The 17,317-nt window shown below is 71.2% G+C and carries 13 protein-coding genes and 1 pseudogene; 4 read left to right on the top strand and 10 right to left on the bottom strand.

Annotated features, from left to right (window positions below; genetic code table 11):
- Positions 1-4: 4 nt before the first annotated feature.
- Genes ACFY0P_RS26730 through ACFY0P_RS26750 form a run of 5 tightly spaced genes read right to left on the bottom strand, consistent with a single transcriptional unit; the run spans position 5 to position 5,331 of the window.
- Positions 5-1,183, bottom strand: coding sequence for an MFS transporter (locus ACFY0P_RS26730; RefSeq protein ID WP_388917991.1), 1,179 nt, complete (start codon positions 1,181-1,183; stop codon positions 5-7).
- Positions 1,183-1,767 (bottom strand): GNAT family N-acetyltransferase, encoded by a 585-nt coding sequence (locus tag ACFY0P_RS26735; protein ID WP_388917994.1) that lies wholly within the window; start codon positions 1,765-1,767, stop codon positions 1,183-1,185. The genes ACFY0P_RS26730 and ACFY0P_RS26735 overlap by 1 nt, the downstream gene beginning before the upstream one ends.
- Entirely contained in the window at positions 1,764-2,960 is a 1,197-nt protein-coding gene (locus ACFY0P_RS26740; protein ID WP_388917997.1) for a type III PLP-dependent enzyme, read from the bottom strand. Before ACFY0P_RS26740 ends, ACFY0P_RS26735 begins: the two co-directional genes overlap by 4 nt.
- Complete coding sequence (locus tag ACFY0P_RS26745; RefSeq protein WP_388917999.1) at positions 2,957-4,276, bottom strand: DUF6271 family protein; 1,320 nt, start codon at positions 4,274-4,276, stop codon at positions 2,957-2,959. Before ACFY0P_RS26745 ends, ACFY0P_RS26740 begins: the two co-directional genes overlap by 4 nt.
- Positions 4,258-5,331: a phytanoyl-CoA dioxygenase family protein gene (locus tag ACFY0P_RS26750; RefSeq protein ID WP_388918001.1), complete on the bottom strand. Its 1,074-nt coding sequence runs from the start codon at positions 5,329-5,331 to the stop codon at positions 4,258-4,260. Before ACFY0P_RS26750 ends, ACFY0P_RS26745 begins: the two co-directional genes overlap by 19 nt.
- Positions 5,332-5,612: 281 nt before the next feature.
- Between ACFY0P_RS26750 and ACFY0P_RS26755 the strand changes: the two genes are divergently transcribed.
- Together ACFY0P_RS26755 and ACFY0P_RS26760 are read left to right on the top strand one after the other, a co-directional pair.
- On the top strand, positions 5,613-7,124 hold the full coding sequence (locus tag ACFY0P_RS26755; protein ID WP_388918003.1) for a glycoside hydrolase family 3 protein: 1,512 nt from the start codon (positions 5,613-5,615) through the stop codon (positions 7,122-7,124).
- Between the two features lie 133 nt (positions 7,125-7,257).
- Positions 7,258-8,740 (top strand): annotated as a pseudogene (locus ACFY0P_RS26760) (glycoside hydrolase family 76 protein).
- Positions 8,741-8,900: 160 nt separating this feature from the next.
- On the opposite strand, the gene ACFY0P_RS26765 reads toward ACFY0P_RS26760, so the two are convergent.
- Complete coding sequence (locus tag ACFY0P_RS26765) at positions 8,901-9,329, bottom strand: secondary thiamine-phosphate synthase enzyme YjbQ (protein WP_388918005.1); 429 nt, start codon at positions 9,327-9,329, stop codon at positions 8,901-8,903.
- Between the two features lie 84 nt (positions 9,330-9,413).
- Here ACFY0P_RS26765 and ACFY0P_RS26770 point away from each other — a divergent pair, with 84 nt between their 5' ends.
- Complete coding sequence (locus ACFY0P_RS26770; protein ID WP_388918008.1) at positions 9,414-10,499, top strand: NAD(P)-binding domain-containing protein; 1,086 nt, start codon at positions 9,414-9,416, stop codon at positions 10,497-10,499.
- A gap of 12 nt (positions 10,500-10,511) precedes the next feature.
- On the opposite strand, the gene mltG is transcribed toward ACFY0P_RS26770, so the two are convergent.
- Both mltG and ACFY0P_RS26780 read right to left on the bottom strand, forming a co-directional pair.
- A complete protein-coding gene (mltG, locus tag ACFY0P_RS26775) occupies positions 10,512-11,435 on the bottom strand; it encodes an endolytic transglycosylase MltG (RefSeq protein WP_388918011.1) in 924 nt (307 codons plus the stop codon).
- Positions 11,436-11,561: 126 nt separating this feature from the next.
- Positions 11,562-13,472: an ABC transporter ATP-binding protein gene (locus tag ACFY0P_RS26780; protein ID WP_388918014.1), complete on the bottom strand. Its 1,911-nt coding sequence runs from the start codon at positions 13,470-13,472 to the stop codon at positions 11,562-11,564.
- Between the two features lie 94 nt (positions 13,473-13,566).
- Between ACFY0P_RS26780 and ACFY0P_RS26785 the strand changes: the two genes are divergently transcribed.
- Positions 13,567-14,019 carry a MarR family winged helix-turn-helix transcriptional regulator gene (locus tag ACFY0P_RS26785; RefSeq protein ID WP_388918017.1) on the top strand — a complete coding sequence of 151 codons (453 nt, stop codon included), beginning with the start codon at positions 13,567-13,569 and terminating at the stop codon, positions 14,017-14,019.
- Positions 14,020-14,082: 63 nt separating this feature from the next.
- On the opposite strand, the gene ACFY0P_RS26790 is transcribed toward ACFY0P_RS26785, so the two are convergent.
- Complete coding sequence (locus tag ACFY0P_RS26790) at positions 14,083-15,423, bottom strand: cation:dicarboxylate symporter family transporter (protein WP_388918020.1); 1,341 nt, start codon at positions 15,421-15,423, stop codon at positions 14,083-14,085.
- A gap of 182 nt (positions 15,424-15,605) precedes the next feature.
- Positions 15,606-17,204 (bottom strand): peptide-N4-asparagine amidase, encoded by a 1,599-nt coding sequence (locus ACFY0P_RS26795; RefSeq protein ID WP_388918023.1) that lies wholly within the window; start codon positions 17,202-17,204, stop codon positions 15,606-15,608.
- Positions 17,205-17,317: the final 113 nt, after the last annotated feature.

A 17,317-nucleotide genomic window follows, 5' to 3' on the forward strand; every position in this document is an offset into this window, starting at 1 on the left:
CCGGTCAGCCGCTCACCGGCGTCCACCGGATCCGCGTACTGCACAGGGACACCACGACGGCCGCCGCGGCGACGACTCCGAGGCCCCACACCAGGCTGCTCGAACTCGCCACGAATCCGATGAGCGGCGGCCCGGCCAGCAGGCCCGTCGTGCCCATGGCCGCGACCAGGGCCAGCGCCTCCGAGCCCTGTTTCGCCGCGGCGACGTAGACGCACGGGGTCACGGCCGCACAGCCCAGTCCGACGCAGGCGAACCCGAAGAGCGCTGCCGCCACTCCCCCGCTCAGCAGGGCGAACGCCAGCCCGGCGGCGGCCAGGGCGCTACCGAACAGCACGACGCGCCCGTCGCCCCAGCGGCTGCGCCAGCCGTCCGCGAAGAGGCGGGCCAGGACCATCATGCCGGAGAACACGGCGATACCCATCGGCGCCAACTCCGCGGTTGCCTTGGCTACTTCGCGCAGGTAGAGGGCGGACCAGTCGTTCATGGCGCCCTCGGTCACCGTGCCGAAGGCCATGGCGCAGCACATCCAGAGCGTCACACGGGACGGCAGGCTCCATCCGGCGCGGCTCTTGCTCTCCTCCTCCTTCTCCTTCTCCGCCGCGGGAGCCTCGTCTTCTTCGAGCAGACCGGGGCGCGCCAGAGCCGCCAGCAGGACGAGGACGACGGCGGCCACGCCGAAGTGCGCCGCGACCGAGGGGGTGGCCGCGTTCATGCCGGAGGCGAGCAGCGCGGCGAGCAGGGAGCCGGCGCTGAACGTCGCGTGCAGTCGGGCCATGGTGTTGCGTGTGTACCGGGTCTCCAGGGCCGTTCCCTGTGCGTTCATGGCCACGTTCAGGCACCCGACGAACACGCCGTCGGCCACCATGACCAGGAGCGCGACCGGATAGTCCGGGGCGAGGGCGAGTGCCAGGAGCAGCAGGGTCAGGCAGAGGGCCGACAGCAGTGCCAGCCGTGCCGAGCCCAGCCGTCTCATGAGCACCGGCACCAGGGGGAACGAGGCCACGGCGCCGATACCGGCCGCCATCAGCAGCACCCCCACCTCGGCCGCGGTCAGCCCGAGGTCCGCCTTGATGGCGGGGATCCGCGAGGCCCAGGTGGCGTACTGGAAGCCGAGGGAGCAGAACAGTGCGGCGATCGCCACCCGGCTGCGCTGGAAGGGATCACGGACAGGGAACACGCGCATCAACTCGCTTCGTCGGCTCGGCCGTCGCCTGGGACATGCAGGCCCTGCGCAGGCACGCCGTGGGCATACGGGCCTGGGCCATGCGGACGGGACATGTAGACGGCGTTCGCGCCGTATCCGCCCGGGGAGATCCCCGGGTACGCGGTGAACCCGCGCGTCGACCAGAACGGCCGGCTGCGGCCGACGGCGATCAGCGAGATCCGTTCGAATCCACGGGCCCCTGCGATCAGGGTGAGGTGGGTCAGAAGACGCTGTCCCAGTCCCCTGCCCCGCAGCCGCTCGGCCACGACCAGATCGTGCAGATGCAGGTTGCGCGCCGGGCGCGAGGGGACGGCCGCAGCCTCCTCGGCCCGTTCGAGGTCCGGGTATCGGAACGGCGGATACGGCAGTGCCAGGACGTACCCGGCCGGCTCGGAGCCCACGTCGAGGACGAAACAGGTCTCGGGTGAGGCGTCCGCCCTGGACCGCAGGGCCGCACGTCCCTCCGTGAGGCCGAGTTCCGCATAGGCCCGGGATTCCATCGCGGTGATGGCGTCCCAGTCGGCGTCCGTGATGTGGCGTATGCGTACGCCGTCGCCGGTCACGGGTGTCCTCCGTCGACGCAGGTGTACGGGAGCGGGGCGAAGCCGTTGAAGCCCTGGGTGGTGTAACTGATCGCGTAGGCGCCGCTGGAGAGCACCCAGACGGGGTCGCCGGAGGCCAGGTCCCGGGGAACGTGGACGAGGGCGTGTCCCTGGGGGTAGGCGTCGTCGCTGTCGCAGGTGGGCCCTGCCAGGACGGCGGGCACGTACGCGGGCCCGGCGTCGGGGTGGGCGGGGAAGAGGAGCGGGTACTGCAGGGCGTCCATCTCGTAGAGGCCGTTGAACTTGCCGCAGCTGAGGTAGAGCCAGTGCTGCCGCTCGCCGTCCGGGCCGCGCCGCTCGGCCAGTCGGGCCACGTGGGCGCGAACGGCCCCGTGGTCGGCGACGAGGTGACGCCCCGGCTCCATGACGAACGAGAGGTGCTCGCCGTGGACCTTCCTGAGGTGGCGCATCCCCTCGCGGATCACGGCGAAGATCTTGTCCAGCGGGGGGTCCAGGGGCAGGCCGTGCCGGTCGAGATAGCCCAGGGCCGGCAGACCGCCGCCGAGGTTGACGTGGTCCAGGACGATTCCGCGGCGCCCCAGGACGGTCAGGACGTCCGCGAGACACTCGACGGCACTGTGCCACGCGTCGGCGGTCATCTGCTGGGAGCCGACGTGCACGGACAGGCCGGAGGGTGTCAGGCCCATCCCCCGTGCCGCCTCGAGGATCCGCACCGCGTCCGCGGGCGAGCAGCCGAACTTGTTGCTCAGTCCCCACAGCGCGCCGTCCCCGCTCGTCGCCAGCCGGCAGAACACGCGGGCTCCCGGGGCGTGGGCCGCGATCGCCGCCAGGTCCTCGACGCTGTCGGTCGCGAAGTCCCGGACGCCGAGGCGGTGGGCGTCGGCGATGTCCCGGTCGGACTTGACGGTGTTGCCGTAGTGCGTCCTGCCGACCGGCACGCCCGCGCGCAGCGCCTGCTCCAGTTCGCGGGGACTCGCCCCGTCGACCCCCGCGCCCTCGCTGGCGAGACTGCCGACCACCTCGTCCACCGGGCAGGACTTCAGGGCGAACCGGACGTCGACGCCGGGCAGTTCACGTCGCAGCGTGGCGTAGGCGCGCCGGATTCCGGCCAGGTCGAAGAAGATCCCGTCCTCGGTGGCGCCCGCCAGTGCGGCGAGCAGGGGCGCGGAGGCGTGGGCCGTGGTCGCCGTCACCGCTGCGGCCCGGGTGTCCGGGGTACGGAAGTGTGCCGGGCCGCATCGACCAGTGGCTCCCACGCCTCCGTGAGCAGGGCGAAGTCCTCGATGTCGCCGCGCGCTTCGTCCAGGAGGCGTTCGCGGCGCCCGCTCAGGAGGTCGGCGAACTCGGCGTAGCGCCCGCCGAGTTTCCGGTACGCGGTGTCGAGGACGTCCAGCCGGTGGACGTTCTCGCTCCGGTCGAGCCCCGCGCTCTCCCGCGCGAGCCGCGCCACGACGGACGCGCGCACCTGCCCCTGCCCGTCGAGCAACGACTCCCCCGCCTGGGCCATGCGGTCGTAGACGAAGTTGAAGTAGAGCATCGACAGCAGGAACTTGACGAAGCGCAGCTGGTACGCGATGAACCCGGAGTCGGTCCGGCGTTCACCGGTGTAGAAGTTGACGATGTTCCGGTTGTGCAGGACGCCCGGCAGCGCGGCGTCGTGGACCAGGTGGATCAGGAAGTAGTCGCTGCCGATCGTGTCGGTCGCCGGGGGCAGGGGGACGCGTTCGTGCACGCCGTGGAAGGCGATGTTGCACATGTCCACGCGCATGGGGTCGACGACCGTCAGGGTGGAGTGGTCGGCGGTGAAGGAGTCCGTGCCCGCGCCCCGGAAGGACTCGCCGACGAGTTCCCTCTTCTGCTCGTCGGACCAGTGGACCGGCGCCCACAGACCGACCATGTCGTGGTACACGTCCGGGTCGATCCGGAGTATGTCGCCGATGTCCACGGACAGTTCGCCGACGAAGGAGCTGCCGACCATGGCGACCCGGCTGTCCATGCGGTCGGCGGCGAGTGCGGTTTCGGTGACGTGCCCGGCGGCGTCGGCCGCGCGCCTGCCGAGCGAGAGCAGTTCGTGGTGGACGGGGAAGACGGGCTCGCCGTCCACGACCTGGTACCGGCTGTCGGAGTCCCTGCGGTGCACGGACTCGCAGCCGAGCGCGGCGGCGAGGAGGAAGGCGCGGTTGGTGCACGCGCCGTAGGCGACGCGTGCGGGCAGCATCAGGTCCAGCAGGAGGTCGGGCTTCGTGGCAGCGGACCCGTCGATGGCACGCCGCAGGAAGTCCCGCTGCTGTGCCTCGTCGAGGTGGTGGACGACGATCCGCGGGTGGTCCGGTGTCCGGCGCACGGCTTCGGCGTGTTCGGCATGGGCCGGTGCGGTGCAGGAGTCCAGGATCAGGAGGTGCACCTCGGCGTCGAAGTGCCGGGCGGCGTAGGCCGCTTCCTCGGCCAGGGCCGTGATCGTGGCCGTGCAGGGCCTGTTGGTCGGCAGGGTCAGGCAGATTCGGCGCATGTCTCTTCTCCGGCCGGCTGCTCCGCACTGTCGAGGTCCGCCCCGTTCCAGGAGGTGAGGCCCAGCAGTTTGGCGCCGAGTTCGTCGAGTGTGGCCCTGCCGTACCTCAGGGACTCGTGCCGGGTGGCGTCGCCCAGCAGCGTCGCGTTCCAGTCGGGCGTGGCGAGGGTGCGCCAGGACTCGACCCGGGAACGCCTGAGCGCGTCGTGGGACTCCAGCGCCGGCATCATCGACAGGTACTGGACCGCGCGTACCGTCCGCTCGGAGGTGTTCGGTGCCACGCCGTGCGCCAGCAGGCCGTTGAAGATCAGCAGGTCGCCGGCCTGCAGTTGGGGCCGCACCACGGGGAACTCGGCGCGGTCGATCCTGGGCCGGATCGGGTCGCGGTCCTCCGGCTGGAACGCCTTCCACTGGTCGAACCGCTTGAACAGCTCGGGGCAGCACTGGAAGCCGCCCAGTTCCGGACTGGTGTCGGTCAGGGCGATGATCCCCTGGACCCGCTGGGGCAGGACGCCGAGCGTGGTGTCGACGTCCCAGTGCAGCTCGATGTCGAAGCCCTCGGCCGTGCCCGGGATCAGGGCCCGGTCGCGGTTCTTGATGTTGGGCGGGTTCAGGTTGAGCCGGTCGAGCGTCACCCACAGCTCTTCGCAGTCCCAGACGTCGACGAACGCGTCGTAGACCCGGCGGGTCTGGCGGCTGTCCCAGATGAGCTGGTGGTGGTAGGCCTCGACGAAGCCGTAGATGTGCAGGTCCCGGTCCAGGTCGGAGCGGTACTCCCGCTCCTCGTACCAGGTCTCCGGGCGCTCGGGGTCCAGGCCCTGGAACTCCCAGGCGAAGTCGAGCAGTTCGCGGGCCGCGGCGGTGGGGATGGCCTCCTTGACCACCACGTAGCCGTACGTCTGCCAGTGGGCGAGGTCCTCCTCGGAGAGGACTCGCAACGGGCGGGTCTTGGTCAGGTCCCGCAGGGGTGTCTGGGCGAGGTAGGTCTCGCCGTCCGAGCTGAAGTAGGGGATGTCCGAGGGGGCTCGATGGAGATAACGGTCAGTCGTGGGCATGCGGTGCTCCACACCTCGATATCAGGTACCGGCGGCCCGTGCGGGTCGCCAACTGCGCGGTGTGAGGGGCGGGGACCGGGCCGGCAGGGTCACTGCACCACGGGCCACACCAGCCCCTCTTCGAACTCGCGTGCCTCCAACTTGGACTAGACCAACTCATCCTGTCAAACATCGCAGTTGGGGGCGTGTTTCCGCCAACAGGGCACGTTCCGGGCCCACTTGACACGTCCGGTTAGCCTGGCGGAGACACATTGGTCTGTACCAACAGGAGGGCGCACGCTATGGTCTCCAGCAAGCACAGCAAGGAGTTGCGACGACTGGCGCGCTCCGTCCTGCAGCCGGGGTTCGTGGGCACCGAGGCCCCCGAATGGGTGCTGCGCGAGATCGGGGACGGGCTGGCCTCGGTCGTGCTCTTCTCCCGCAACATCGTCACGCCCGAACAGGTGGCGCGTCTGACCGGGCAACTACGCGCGGAGAACCCTGAGTTGATCATCGCGATCGACGAGGAGGCCGGCGACGTCACCCGGATCGAGTCGGCGACCGGCTCCACCCGGCCGGGCAACTTCGCACTCGGCACCGTCGACGACACCGAGCTGACCGAGGCCGTCGCCGCCGACCTGGGCCGCCAGCTGCGCACGGCCGGGGTGAGCCTCGACTACGCGCCGAGCGCGGACGTGAACTCCAACCCCGACAACCCGATCATCGGGGTCAGGTCCTTCGGCGTCGACGCCAAGGTGGTGGCGCGGCACACCGGCGCCTGGATCCGGGGGCTCCAGTCGGCCGGTGTCGCCGCCTGCGCCAAGCACTTCCCCGGCCACGGCGACGTGGCCGTCGACTCCCACCACGGGCTGCCCGTCTACGACGCCGACCGCAACCGGATCTCCGAGCAGGCCCTGCCGCCGTTCCGGGCCGCCCTCGACGCGGGCGTCCGTGCGGTGATGAGCGGCCACCTGCTGGTCCCCGCCTACGACCCCGACCTGCCCGCCACGCTGAGCCGCCGCATCCTGGAGGAACTGCTGCGCCAGGAGCTGGGGTTCGACGGCATCATCGTCACCGACGCCATCGAGATGGGCGCCGTGACCGGCCGCTACGGGATCGGCGGGGCCACGGTCCGGGCCGTCGCCGCCGGTGCCGACGCCGTCTGCGTCGGCGGCGAGAACGCCGACGAGGCCACCGCCGGACTGCTCGTGAACGCCCTCGCGGAGGCCGTCCTGGCGGGGGGCCTGCCGGAGGAGCGGCTCGCCGAGGCAAGCCTTCGCGTGCGGGAGTTCGCGGTCTGGTCGGCGGGGCTCAGCCCGGCCGGCGCCGCCGTCTGGGACGCGGACGGCATCGGCTTCACGGCGGCCCGCCGCGCCATCCGGCTGACCGGAGCCGTGCGGCACGTCCTGCCCCTGGTCAACGCGCCGCACGTGGTGGAACTGGTGCCCACCACCAACCTGGCCATCGGGAAGGAGACCCCGTGGGGCGTGGCCGCCCCGCTGGGCGAGCGGCTGCCCGGGACGACCTCCGTCCGGGTCGGCCGCGAGGAGCTGCTGTCCCGCACCGGAACACTGGAATCGCGGGTGCTCGCACCCGCCTCGGGACGGCCCCTGGTCGTGGTGGTGCGCGACGCCGCACGGCACGCGTGGATGGCGCGGGCCCTCACGGAACTCGTCGCCGCCCGGCCCGACGCGATCGTCGTGGAGATGGGCCTGCCGGGCACCGTCGTCGCCTCGGCCGCCCAGATCTTCACGCACGGCGCCACAGCCGCCTCCGGGGTGGCCGCCGCGGAGGTGCTGGCGGGTGCCCTTTAGTGCAGACCTGAGTGCCGACTTAGTGCAGACCTGAGTGCAACATCCGTACCTCTGCGCGACGTTGACGCCTGGCCGCCCCTTCCCTACCTTCCGAGAGCGCTCTCACATCCGTCCCTCGAAGCAGGGAGGTGCCATGTTCTCCGTGCGCAGACCCGTCAGCCGCACCCTTCGCCGGCTGGCGGCGACACTCGCTCCGGCACTGTTCACCGTCCTCGTCCCCCTCACGCCCCCGGCGGCCGCCGCCGACACCAGCGCGGCGGCCGCCGTCTGCAACAAGTACTGCGACACCCGGGACCCCGCGCTCTCCCCGGGTGACCGCACCCCGGTCACGGCGAGCATCTACGCACGGTCGATCGTCCTGCACTTCGACGACGCCGACGCCATGGGCTGGGCCTCCATCGACAACGGCAGCCCCGGCGACGAGGTGTGGCTCGACCGCTCCTTCGACGGCGGCCGCACCTGGAGCTCGGGCAGCAGACTGGGTGACACCAGCGTGCCCACCGGTCAGCGCGGCTGGCGCACGCTCATGTACAACGTCGACGACTGGAACAACCTCGGCGTCGGCGCCCTGCGCGCCTGCGGAAAGGCCGGGGACCGCGCCGAGATCGCGTGCACCCCCTGGGCCCGCACCACCTGGAACGCGGGCGAGCGGCGCACCGCCGCGGCCACCGGCCTGATGACGTTCTACGACTACGGAACCGGCCTGTTCGACACCACCGGCTGGTGGAACTCCGCCAACGCCCTGACCGCGGTCATCGACAACATCCGCGTGACGGGCATGGGCAGTTACCGGTACGCGATCCCGCACCTACGACCTCAACATCGACGCGCAGGGCGGGCAGTTCCGCAACGACTACATCGACGACACGGGCTGGTGGGGCCTCGCCTGGGTCGCCGCCTACGACCTGACCGGCGACGGCCGCTACCTGGACACGGCCCGCGCGGACGCCGACCACATGGCCGCCTACTGGGACTCCACCTGCGGCGGCGGAGTGTGGTGGAGCACGGCGAGGACGTACAAGAACGCGATCGCCAACTCCCTCTACATCCAGCTCAACGCGGCCCTCCACAACCGCGTCCAGGGCGACACGACGTACCTCGGCCGGGCCCGGGCCGGCTGGACCTGGTTCCAGAGCACCGGCATGGTCAACGGCTCGCACCTGGTCAACGACGGCATCGACCTGTCCACCTGCGGCAACAACGGGCAGGCCGTGTGGTCGTACAACCAGGGTGTGCTCCTCGGCGCGCTCGCCGAGCTGTACCGGGCCACGGGCGACGGCCAACTCCTCACCAGCGCACGGCAGATCGCCGACGCCGCCACCACGACCTCCCAGCTCCACACCTCCGACGGCATCCTGCGCGATCCGTGCGAGAGCGGCGACTGCGGAGCCGACGGCCCGTCCTTCAAGGGCGCCGACGTACGCGGCCTCGGCAAGCTCGACTCGGTGCTCCCGGACCATCCTTACACCGCCTACCTCAAACGCCAGGCCGACCGCGCCTACGCGAGCGACCGCAACGCCCTCGACCAGTACGGGCTGCGCTGGTACGGGCCGCTCGACCAGGTGGACGCCGCCCGCCAGCAGAGCGCCGTCGATCTGCTCGACGCGGCGTCCTGACCGTCCGGCAACGTTGCCCGACGTGGTGCCGGCGATGCTCGCGAAGGGGCCATCGCACGGCTACCAGGCGCATGAGTGGCTGCGGCGGGCCGCCGGTCCGTCGCACGGACTCTCAGCGCCGAGACCGCTTGAACCACCTCCGTCGGGCGAGCCGAGAGAGTCAGGAGCCCGCGAGGAACGTGACACGTACCTTTCGCTGCGGATTGTCCCGGTTCGTGTCGACCAGGCACACCGACTGCCAGGTGCCCAGTGCCAGGCGGCCGTCGATCACCGGAAGGGTGGCGTGCGGGGGGACGACCGCCGGGAGGACGTGGTCGCGACCATGGCCGGGGCTGCCGTGCCGGTGCTGCCAGCGGTCGTCGGCGGGGAGCAGGGTGTGCAGGGCGGCCAGCAGGTCGTCGTCGCTGCCGGCGCCGGTCTCGATGACCGCGATGCCGGCCGTGGCGTGCGGGACGAAGATGTTCAGCAGTCCGTCGCGACCGGCCGCGGCCTCGCGGAGGAAGGCCTCGCAGTCGCCGGTCAGGTCGACGACCCGCTCCCGGCTACCGGTGGCGACGTCGAGCTCTCGTGTGGTGAAGGCATCCGACATGGCTCCATCCTGGCCCATGCGCCGGGCCGGGAGCAGGCGGCCGGACCGGGAAGATCCACGGCCGTCCACGCTGTTGGTAGAAGCGTGAACAATGCGCGTGAGGTCGAGGTAGTCGAGGTCGTCGTCATCGGCGCTGGTCAGGCCGGTCTGTCCAGCGCCTATCACCTGCGGCGCACCGGTTTCGAGCCGGACCGCGACTTCGTGGTGCTCGACCACTCCCCCGCGCCCGGCGGCGCCTGGCAGTTCCGGTGGCCGTCCCTGACGTACGGCAAGGTGCACGGGATGCACGCGCTCCCGGGCAAGGAGCTGACCGGGGCCGACCCGGCACGGCCGTCCGCCGAGGTCATCGGGGAGTACTTCGCGGACTACGAGCGCACCTTCGGCCTGCGGGTGCACCGGCCCGTCGACGTCCGCGCGGTACGCGAGGGCGAGGACGGGCGGCTGCGCGTGGAGACCGACCGGGGCGACTGGTCGACGCGGGCGCTGATCAACGCCACCGGCACCTGGGACCGGCCGTTCTGGCCGCGCTACAAGGGCCAGGAGACCTTCCGCGGACGGCAGCTGCACACCGCGCAGTACGCGGGTCCCGAGGAGTTCGCCGGCAAACGGGTCGTGGTGGTCGGCGGCGGCGCCTCCGGCACCCAGCACCTGCTGGAACTCGCCCCCTACGCGGCCGCCACCACCTGGGTCACCCGGCGCCCGCCGGTCTTCCGCGAGGGCCCCTTCGACGAGGGCGCCGGCCGGGCCGCGGTGGCACTGGTGGAGGAGCGGGTACGGCAGGGACTGCCACCGCGGAGTGTGGTCTCGGTCACCGGGCTCCCACTCAACGACGCGATCCGGCAGGGCCTGAAGGACGGGGTCCTGGACCGGCAGCCGATGTTCGACCGCGTCACGCCCGACGGTGTGGCGTGGAACGACGGGCGGCACGTCGACGCCGACGTCATCCTCTGGGCCACCGGCTTCCGGGCGGCCCTGGACCACCTGACGCCGCTGCGGCTGCGCGAGCCGGGCGGCGGGATCAAGGTCGAGGGGACCCGCGCGGTCGCCGACCCGCGCATCCACCTCGTCGGCTACGGCCCGTCCGCCAGCACCATCGGCGCCAACCGCGCGGGGCGCGACGCCGTACGGGACATCAGGCGGCTGCTGGCCGGGGAACAGGTCGCCGCGTGAGGCCCTGGCGGCTCACCGCGGCGGCTGCGTGACCTGCGGCGATCGCTGGGCCTTGCTGTTCTGTACGGCGTTGAAGTCGGCGACGTTGCGCTGGTGTTCGGCGAAGTCGGCGGTGAACCGCGTGTCCCCCGGCTTGACCGTGACGAAGTACAGCCAGTTGCCCGGCGGCGGGTTGAGCGCGGCACGCATCGCGTCCACGCCCGGGTTGTCGATCGGTGTGGGCGGCAGGCCCATGCGCTGGTAGGAGTTGTACGGGTTCTCGATGCGGGTGTCGTTCACCGTGGTGTTGAGGGTGCTGCGGTTGAGGGCGTAGTTGAGGGTGGAGTCCATCTGGAGCGGCATGCCGCGCTGCAGCCGGTTGAGGACGACGCGCGCCACCTTTCCCATGTCGGCCTTGCCGGCGGCCTCGGCCTGGACGATGCTGGCGATGGTCACCGCCTGGTAGACGTTCATCGCGTCGCGCTGCGCGCCGGCCGCGACGGGTGCCCAGCCGAACCGCTGGTTGGCGGTGTCGACCATGACCCGCAGCACAGACTGCGGGGTCGCGTCCTTGTCCAGGCGATAGGTGGCCGGGAAGAGATAGCCCTCCGGGTTGCCCCCGGCGTCGCCGGGGAGTTTCAGGCCCGCGGTGCCGACGGAGCTCTTGGTGCTCCCGGCGGGGAGGGCGAGGGCCTTGTCGACGGCGTCGTAGACCTGGGACGCGCGCCAGCCCTCCGGGATGACCAGGGTGGCGGGTCCGGCCGTGCCGGCGGCCAGGGACAGCAGGGGCACCGCCACGGCGGCACCGGCCACGACAGCACCGGCCACGACAAGGGCGAGCCTGCCCCGGCGGGTCAGCCGGATCGACTTGCCGCGCGTCGAGACGCCTCGGCCGGCGGCCGTCCGTCGACTCGGGTTCCGTCGGCCCGCGTTCCGTGGCGGAGTGTTCATCTGCATGCGGGCACGTTAGCTCGCACAACGCCTCAAACCCGACATATCTTCAGCTTGTCGGCTGCGATTTGTCAGCTTCGGCGGGCAGGCTTCAGCGGGTCGGCTCGGCGGGCAGGCTTCGGCGAGCCGGCTTCAGCCTGTCGGCGGTGTTGCGTGCCTGCGTCCCCGGTCGCCCCGCCTGCGCACCGGCCGCAGGGCCGTCTCCCGCTGGGTCACCTCGCCACTTCCGGCCTGCTCCGGCGCCGTCTCCAGCCGGGCGTCCCGGCGTACCAGTGCCGCGTACCGGCCGTCGAGTTCCAGCAGTTCCTCGTGCGTGCCGCGTTCGGCCACCTGGCCGGAATCGAGAACGACGATCTGGTCGGCGCCCTGGATCGTGGACAGCCGGTGCGCGATGGTGATGGTCGTCCGGTTGGCCGACAGGGCGTCGATGGCGTCCTGGACCGCGTGTTCGGTGCGGGTGTCCAGGGCGCTGGTCGCCTCGTCGAGGATGAGGACCGGCGGGTCGCGCAGGATGGTGCGCGCGATGGCGAGCCGCTGCTTCTCGCCGCCCGAGAAACGGTGTCCGCGTTCGCCGACGACGGTGTCGTAGCCGTCGGGCAGCCCGGCGATGTGGTCGTGTATCTGGGCCGCGCGGGCGGCCGCGTGCAGTTCCTCGTCGGTGGCGTCCGGCTTGGCGAAGCGCAGGTTGTCGGCGACCGAGGCGTGGAAGAGGTACGTCTCCTGGGAGACGACGCCGACCGCGCGGGCGAGGGTGTCGAAGTCGAGGTCCCGGACGTCGACGCCGTCCAGGGTGACCCGGCCGCCGGTGACGTCGTAGAGCCGGGGAACCAGGTAGCCGAGCGTGGACTTGCCGGCGCCGGTCGGACCGACGACGGCCAGGCCGGTGCCGGCCGGGACGGTGATGTCGATGCCGTCGAGGACGGGACCCACCTTGTCGTTGCGCCTGTCGTACCGGAACTCGACCTTCTCGAAGCGGACCTCGCCCTTCACACGGTCGAGGTGGACCGGCTCGTCGCGCTCGGTGATGTCGACGGGCAGGTCGAGGTACTCGAAGATGCGCTGGAAGAGAGCGAGCGAGGTCTGGATCTGGACGCCGGTCGCCAGCAGGCTCACGGCGGGGCGGAACAGGCCCTGCTGGAGGGAGACGAAGGCGACGATGGTGCCGAGCGAGATCTGCGGGCCGCCCATCCGGAGGGCCATGCCGGCGGTCCAGTAGATGACGGCGGGCATCGCGGCCATCACGATGGTGATCACGGCCATGCGCCAGCGCCCCGCCATGTTCGACCGGACTTCCAGGTCGACCAGTTGCTCGGACTCGTCGGCGAAGGAGGCGGTCAGCGAGTCGGCGCGGCCCATGGTGCGGCCGAGCAGGATGCCGCTGACGGAGAGCGACTCGGTGACCGTGGCAGCCATCGCGGCCATCTGCTTCTGTCGCTGGGTGGTGATCTTCTTGCGCTCGTTGCCGACCCGGCGGCTGATCCACACGAAGAGCGGGAGCAGGACCAGCGAGACGATGGTGAGCCGCCAGTCGAGGGCGATCATCGCGACGATGGTGGCGACGACGCTGGTCAGGTTGGAGACCAGGGAGGTGGCCGTCGAGGTGACGGTGGCCTGCATGCCGCCGATGTCGTTGGCGATGCGGGACTGCACCTCGCCGGTGCGGGTGCGGGTGAAGAAGGCGAGCGACATGCGCTGCAGCCGGCCGTAGACGGCCGTGCGCAGGTCGTGCATGACGCGCTGGCCGACGGTGGTGGATATCAGCGTCTGCAGGACGCCGAAGACGCTGGTGAGGACGGCGCTGAGGATCATGCCCAGCGCGAGCAGGCTGAGCAGTCCGGTGCGGCCCTGCGGGATCGCGGTGTCGAGGGTCGCCTTCAGCAGGAAGGGGGTGGCGACCGAGACCAGCGAGGCGGCGCCGACCAGCAGGCCGACGACCGCGAGCCGGCCGCGGTAGGGGCGGAAGAGCTTGAGGATGCGGCGCACCTGGCGGGGTTGACCGGCCGAGGTGCCGTCAGGGGTCCAGTTGATCTCGTCTCGGGGCATGGCTCCTACGGATGGTTCGGTGTGTACGGACTCACGGAGCATAGCTCACTGTTACCTACGCTCACAATGAACAATGTCCTGTTATTATTCCCGCATGAGCACCCCCGACCCCGACGGCCCGCTCGCCGAGCAGCTGCTGCGCCTCACGCGCCGGGTGTGGCGTATCCAGAAGCGCCATCTGGCGGCGCGCGATCTGGGCGTCACCCCGGCCCAGTCTCGGCTGCTGCGCACCCTCGCGCACTACGAGGCACCCCCACGCATGGCCGACCTCGCCGAGCGCCTGGAGGTGGTGCCGCGCGCGGTGACGACGCTGGTCGACGGCCTGGAGGCGAGCGGCAAGGTGCGCCGGGTGCCGGATCCGACGAACCGCCGGGTGACCCGGATCGAGATCACGGACGAGGGGCACGAGACCCTGCGCGAGCTGCGGGCGGCGCGGAGGTCGGCGGCCGAGGAGATCCTGGCCCCGCTCTCGCCGGAGCAGCGGGAGACGCTGGGCGGACTGCTGGACACGCTGGTCGACGGGCCGGTGGCGGCGAAGCACTGCTGAGACACGGCGAAGCGGCTCACCCTGCCCGCCCTTCCGGCGGGGGAACCGCTTCCCGTCGTCCGGTCAGCTCTCGGACACCAGTTCCTCGGCCTGTTCCGCCGCCTCGGCGACCGCGCCCTCACCGCCCAGCACCCGTTTCGCCCGCTCCACGTCCAGCGCGCCCTCCCAGCGGGAGACCGCGAAGACGGCGACGCAGTTGCCGAGCAGGTTGGTGACGACACGCATCGAGTCCATGATGCGGTCCACGCCGAGCAGCAGGGCGACGGCACCGGCCGGGACGGCCCCGAGCGAGGAGGCGGTCGCGGACAGGGCGAGGAAGGCCGAACCGGGGATGCCGGCCATGCCCTTGCTGGTGAGCATCAGCACCAGGACCACAGTGATCTGCTGACCGAGGCTCAGGTCTACGCCCACGGCCTGCGCGATGAACAGGGTGCCGATGGAGAGGTAGAGCGAGGCGCCGTCGAGGTTGAAGGAGTAGCCGGTGGGCAGCACCAGCCCGACCGCGTCGTCCCGTGCACCCGCCCTGCGCAGCTTCTGCATCACGCGGGGCAGCACGGACTCCGTGGAGGCGGTGCCGAGCGCGAGCAGCACTTCCTCACGGATGTAGCGGACGAACTTCCAGAGGCTGAGCCCGGTGAGCGCCTTCAGGGCGACGGCGAGCAGGGCGACGAAGAGCGCGGCGGCCGCGTAACAGAGGACGATGAGCTTGGCGTAGGTCTCGATGACCCCCAGCCCGTACTGGCCGATCAGGACGGCCATCGCCCCGAACACGGCGATCGGGGCGAGGCGCATCACGAAGCCGACGATCGCGAAGATGATCTCCTGGGCCTGCTCGATGGCGGGCAGCACCTGCGGCACCCTGGTCTGCCCGAGGTGGAGCAGCGCCGCGCCCACCAGGCAGGCCAGGACGAGCACCTGGAGCAGGGAGTTCTCGGCGAAGGCGCCTATGAAACTGGTCGGCAGGGCGTCGAGGACGAACTCGGTCGTCGTGGGCAGCGAGCCGCCGCCCGTCTTCGCGTCGACCGCCTTGGCGCTCAGCGTGGCCGGATCGACGTGCATCCCGGCGCCGGGCTGGACGACGTTGGCGGCGACGAGTCCGATGACCAGCGCCAGCGTGCTCGCCACCTCGAACCAGATCAGCGCCTTGAGCCCGATCCGCCCGAAGGCCTTGAGGTCACCGGCCTTGGCGATGCCGACGACGACCACGCAGAACACCAGCGGCGAGATGATCGTCTTGATGAGCCGGGTGAATCCGTCGCCGAGCGGCTGGAGGTCCGAGGCGAACCCGGGCCACAGCCGCCCGACGACGATGCCGAGCACGAGCGCGCAGGCGACCTGCGCGAAGAGAGAGGTACGCAGTATGCGTGCGACGCGTCGCGGCAGGGACGGTTCGGACGACGGCACGGGCACTCCTGGTGGGGGGATCGACTCGCGGAAGCCGAGCGGGACTTCTGCGATACGGAAAGCGTTTTCCGTGCCGATCACTCTGGAGGTGTTCTTGATCCTGTTCGAGACCGCCGTGTCACAACCGTGTAAATCACCGGCCGAGTGACGCGTCGCACACGACTCGGCTCAGCGGCAGGCCCTCAGCAGAGGCTGCGGTCCACCGTCAGCACCCCCTGTTCGGTGGCCAGCGAGCGGTCGTAGCGGCCGTCCGGGCCGTACAGCCGGTACCGCTCGCTCGACGTGCCGACCGCGTGCCGCTGGTCGCGCGGCACGTTCAGGGTGTACGTCGCGTCCCCGCTGTAGGTGTCGTCGAGCCGTGACCAGCCGCCGCCGGATCGCCTGATCACGGCCCGGTCGCCGAGGGTGAGTTCGGTGCGCAGCCGGTCGTCGGTGCCGATCGTGGTGGCGCCGTTCATGGTGTACGTGCGGTGGGTGCGGGTGGTCCGGGGCGGTCCGCCCGCGCCGACGGTGACGCTCTGGTCGTCCGTCCAGGTGGCGTCGAGCGCGTCCGTCGTCTCGCCGTCGTTCCAGCGGTGCACGGAGGTGTTGGCCAGCGTGCGGCTGACGGTGGTGGTCACCCGGCCGTGCGAGGTGTCGACGTATCCGGAGACGGTGAGCCGGTGCCCGGCGTCGGTGTCGACCCGGTACTCCCCCGACCCCGGTGTGTAGACCGAGGAGTTGACGGGCTCGGAGCTCTTCACCTCGGTGAGCTTGCCGGTGACCTGGGCCCGGTGCGCGTCCTGCCAGACCAGCACGTTCATGGGGGCGCTCCAGCCGGCCTGGCCCTCGGGCACCCCGGCCACGGAGACCTCGACCTGGTGGGGGCGGCCGTCGTTCAGGATCCCCGCGAACGGCGTCAGGTCGTATTCGATCGGTCTGACGTCGAAGGCGTGCGGGGCCGGTATGACGTACCAGAGGAACGGGTCGGACCAGCCGCCGGTCCACACGTTCGGGAACGGCGCGGCGATTCCGGCCGGTCGGCCGTCGACCTTGATCTGCACCTCCCGGTAGGGGCCCTTGTCCGCCTTGCAGGAGTACGGCGCCGGGTCGGCCACGGTCAGGTACCAGAACTCCTCGCAGCCGCCGCCGGACCCGGTGGCGTACACCTCGGCGACGATGCGTTCGCTGTTGCGCGGGGTGGTGAGGGTGGTGCCGTCGCCGGCCAGGGTGAGCACCTTGTCGGGGACCGAGGCCTCGGGGCGTCCCGTGTAGAAGGTGAGCGTGGCCTTGACGTCGATGACGCCGGTGTAGGTGTCGTCGACAACGTTGCCGATGAGCATCTCGACGTCCTGTGTGCCGCGGAAGGTGTCGCTGTAGCGGGTGACGTCCTTCTCCACGTGCCACTCGATGCCGTCCGGCGAGGGCTCGGGGGTGGAGGTGCGCAGCACCTCGACGCCGCCGACGTGCAGGTAGCCCAGGCGGTCGTACTGACGGCCCTTCACCTTGCCGTCCAGCCGCAGGACCACCCTGCTCCAGCGTTCACCGCAGCCCTGCGGGGGCGTGTACGTTCCCCGGTACGGCGTGAAGTCGCGGAACTGCGCCTCGGCCAGGGTGACTTGACAGGACTTTGCGCCCTTGGGCACGGACACCGGCGGGGCCGCGGTCACCGGGTCGTGCCAGTCGGTGCCGAACTCGGCCGGGACGTCGGCGGCACGGGCGGCGGGCGCCCCCGTACCGAGGAGCGCGCTCGCCAGGAGGGTCGCCCCGGCGAGCATGGACATGACGATCCGTTTTCTCATGGCCCGTGTTCTACGGGGAGTTGGCCGCCGGCCGCAACGGCCGGACCGATCGACAGCAGGCCGTTCGGCCACCCGGCCGGGGTGGAGGTACATCAAGGTTACAAATGGTGCTA

Source organism: Streptomyces sp. NPDC001714, assembly GCF_042892755.1.
Classification (GTDB): domain Bacteria; phylum Actinomycetota; class Actinomycetes; order Streptomycetales; family Streptomycetaceae; genus Streptomyces.

Bases quoted from the DNA above. Each gene is read 5' to 3' on its own strand.
- ACFY0P_RS26750 (WP_388918001.1), bottom strand. From the start codon at position 5,331: ATGCCCACGACTGACCGTTATCTCCATCGAGCCCCCTCGGACATCCCC.
- ACFY0P_RS26780 (WP_388918014.1), bottom strand. From the start codon at position 13,472: ATGCCCCGAGACGAGATCAACTGGACCCCTGACGGCACCTCGGCCGGT.
- ACFY0P_RS26730 (WP_388917991.1), bottom strand. From the start codon at position 1,183: ATGCGCGTGTTCCCTGTCCGTGATCCCTTCCAGCGCAGCCGGGTGGCG.
- ACFY0P_RS26755 (WP_388918003.1), top strand. From the start codon at position 5,613: ATGGTCTCCAGCAAGCACAGCAAGGAGTTGCGACGACTGGCGCGCTCC.
- ACFY0P_RS26745 (WP_388917999.1), bottom strand. From the start codon at position 4,276: ATGCGCCGAATCTGCCTGACCCTGCCGACCAACAGGCCCTGCACGGCC.
- ACFY0P_RS26785 (WP_388918017.1), top strand. From the start codon at position 13,567: ATGAGCACCCCCGACCCCGACGGCCCGCTCGCCGAGCAGCTGCTGCGC.
- ACFY0P_RS26795 (WP_388918023.1), bottom strand. From the start codon at position 17,204: ATGAGAAAACGGATCGTCATGTCCATGCTCGCCGGGGCGACCCTCCTG.
- mltG (WP_388918011.1), bottom strand. From the start codon at position 11,435: ATGCAGATGAACACTCCGCCACGGAACGCGGGCCGACGGAACCCGAGT.
- ACFY0P_RS26765 (WP_388918005.1), bottom strand. From the start codon at position 9,329: ATGTCGGATGCCTTCACCACACGAGAGCTCGACGTCGCCACCGGTAGC.